Consider the following 2,932-nt stretch of genomic DNA (forward strand, 5'->3'; position numbering starts at 1 on the left):
GCGCTGGCAGTACGGGCTGCGCGATCCCCGGTCCGCGACGACGGCCCGCCGCCGCGGACCTGGCGCAGCCGGACCGTCGCCGGACTGGGTCTGGCCGCCGCGGCCGGGCTCATCGCGGGGCCGATCGCGTTGGCGCTCACCGGAATCGGGTTGCTGGTCGACCACATCGGCCCGAGCCGGTGGCCCAAGATACTGGTCGCGCTCGCCGGCGGCGGCACCGCGATCTGCGCGGCCGCGCTCTCGACCGGACCGTGGCGATCGTTCGAGGGTTATGCCGGTGGCTCGCTGTGGGTGCAGTTCCCGGCCCTCGTCGCGGTGATCGCGGTCGGCCTGGCGGCCCTGCCGGACAAACGCTGAATCAGCCTGCCGCTCAACCGAAGCGGCGGCGCGTCCACTGCCGGACGGGCTCCTCGACGAGCGCGAAACTGGCGGCCGCCAACGGCAGCGTGAAGGCGATCGTCAGCACGTAGACGATGACGAAATGCCCGCGGAACGGAATGATGCCGAACACCGGGAAGATGATCGACAGCACCGCCAGATGCCAGATGAAGATGCCGTAGGACCAGCGTCCCAAGGTCGCGGCCACCCGGCTCTGCAACAGGCGGTGCGGGCGGTCCGGCCGCAGCACCAGCGGGGCCAGCAGCCCGAAGCCGATGATCGCGCCGAGCGCCATCTTGGCGGCGTACTGCCACGGCTGACCGTGGGTCAGACCCCGGAGTCCAGCCAGATCCGTCGTCGCGAGCAGCAGGGCCGCCAGCGCCAGCGGCCACATCAGCAGATGGTTGCCCGCGATCCGACGCAGGCGCGGGACGGGCAGGTCGGCCAGTTCCGCCAGCAGCATGCCGGTCGCGAACCAGGGCAGGTAGCCGGGCAGCCAGTTGTCGGCGTGGATGCCGTCGGGGGTGGGCACAGGCAGGAAGTTCCAGCTCAGGAATACCAGTCCAAGGCCGAGCACCACCGGGACCCGGAACCGCGCCCGCTGCCCGCGCAACCACACCAGGGCGAAAGCCAACAGCGGAAGGACCAGGTAGAAGGCCACTTCCACCGAGAGGCTCCACATCTGGGTGAGCCCGTCGGTCAGCGTGAAGGGCACGAATACCTGCAACAGCGCCAGATTGGACACCCACACCCGCAGTCCGGCGGTGTGCGCGGCACTCGGCAGCAGGATCAGGACCGCGGTCACCACCACCCAGTACGCGGGCAGGATACGGGCGGCGCGATGCAGCAGATACCGCGCGGCACTCGGTGCTTTTCCTTCCCCACGGGCCGCGGTCGCGTGCGGCCGCCAGAGCAGGAAGCCCGACAGCGCGAAGAACACCGCGACCGCCATGTCGAACCGCTCCCACACCCGGCCCAGCAACGGCTGTCCGGTCGCGCCGGTCTGGAAGGCCACATGGGTGAGGACCACGCCCAGCGCCGCCAGCGCGCGCATACCCTCGAGTGCCGGGACGAACCGGCCGAGCCGAAGTTCGGCCGGAACTACGGCCGGGATCGAGCCCGCGTCAGGGTTCAGGGTGGTGGTCATCGGGTCCCAGTCTGCCTTGTACCCCTTTATGTGAGCATCCGCCATTTGACTTGGGGGATTTTAGGGGTGTTTTCCTGACTCGGCCGCACTCTTGGACCGCTCGGACTGTTAGTGTCTGGGCTCACGAGTGCTGCGCGGCGACCGTAGTGCTGGACGAATCACGTGTTCGACGACGAGGAGAACCTGCATGGCACTCAGTGCCGGTACCCGAAGGACGGTGGCCTGCGTACTCGTGGGAATCGGTGCGATGCTGCTCGTCGCCGCGATCATGATCCCCACCTATACGGTGAGCCGCCTCGCCAAGACCCCGCTGGACCTGGAGATCACGACCGTCGCGACGAACCCGCAGAACGGCGCTCCCAGTGAGGTGCTCGACGCCAAGTCGCTCACCTCGGCCACCGGCTCGGCGAAGGTGGATCAGAACGTCCCGCTCGTCTCGCAGCGCTTCCTCACCATCGAAAACCCCTCCAATGCTTCGGAAATGACGATCCAGGCCGGTCAGACCCTGCGTCGCACCGACAAGCAGGGCGACACCGGCCTGCTCACGGCGACCATCGACCGCGTCACCGTGGACCGCAAGACCGGTGAGCCGGTGGACTCCGTGGACGGCGGCCCCAACGGCTCGATCGCGGTGACGGTCGACAAGAAGGGCGCGAGCGTCATGGACCCGGTGCAGCACACCGGTCTCCAGTACCGCTTCCCGATCGGCACGGACAAGAAGACGTACCCGTACTTCGATCTGAACGCGCGCAAGACCTTCGACATCAACTACGTCGAAGAGACCGAGATCAACAACCTGAAGGTCTATCACTTCCAGATGACCGTTCCGGCCACCGATCTCAACTCGGTCGCCAACTCGGCGACCAACCGGCTGACCCTGCCCGCCGCCAAGTGGGGCGTGGACGGTGACGGCGACGTCGCCATGGACCGCTTCTACACGAACACCCGCGACCTGTGGGTCGAGCCGGAGACCGGCACGGTCATCAAGGGCCAGGAGCAGATTCACCTGTACTACGCCCGCAGCGGCGACAAGCCCGAGGTGACCGCGCTGAAGTCGACCCTGGTGTTCGACGAGAACACCATCGAGTCGCAGATCTCGGTGGCCAAGGACAACATGGACAAGCTGGCGCTCTACGGCCGCATCCTGCCGATCATCCTCGGCGTGCTGGCCGCGATCTTCCTGATCGTCGGCGTCCTGCTCGGTGTGCTCGGCAAGAACGGCAACGGGTCCACCCCGGTCCGCCGTCCCGCCCCGGCTCCGGCGGGTGGTCCCGGCGGCAGCTTCGACCCGCCCACCCAGCAGATCGACATGAACAAGCAGCCGTAGACCTGAACCAGCGGCTCCCCGTTCACCCGGCGGCCCGGCCCGATAGGGGAAATGGCGGGCCGCCGGGGGGATCGCCCCCC

Annotated in this window: 3 protein-coding genes; 2 read left to right on the forward strand and 1 reads right to left on the reverse strand. The window is 68.0% G+C overall.

Features of this window, described 5'->3' with window-relative positions; translation table 11 throughout:
- The coding region (locus ACWELQ_RS42610; protein WP_452402664.1) for a hypothetical protein at positions 1 to 357 on the forward strand (357 nt) is incomplete at its 5' end.
- 13 nt (positions 358 to 370) lie between these two features.
- On the opposite strand, the gene ACWELQ_RS42615 is transcribed toward ACWELQ_RS42610, so the two are convergent.
- Complete coding sequence (locus tag ACWELQ_RS42615) at positions 371 to 1,525, reverse strand: acyltransferase family protein (protein WP_452402665.1); 1,155 nt, start codon at positions 1,523 to 1,525, stop codon at positions 371 to 373.
- Positions 1,526 to 1,712: 187 nt separating this feature from the next.
- Between ACWELQ_RS42615 and ACWELQ_RS42620 the strand changes: the two genes are divergently transcribed.
- The gene (locus ACWELQ_RS42620) at positions 1,713 to 2,852 is read left to right on the forward strand and encodes a DUF3068 domain-containing protein (RefSeq protein WP_452402666.1); all 1,140 of its coding nucleotides are present in this window, start codon (positions 1,713 to 1,715) and stop codon (positions 2,850 to 2,852) included.
- Positions 2,853 to 2,932: the final 80 nt, after the last annotated feature.

The organism is Nocardia sp. NPDC004722, assembly GCF_053601505.1.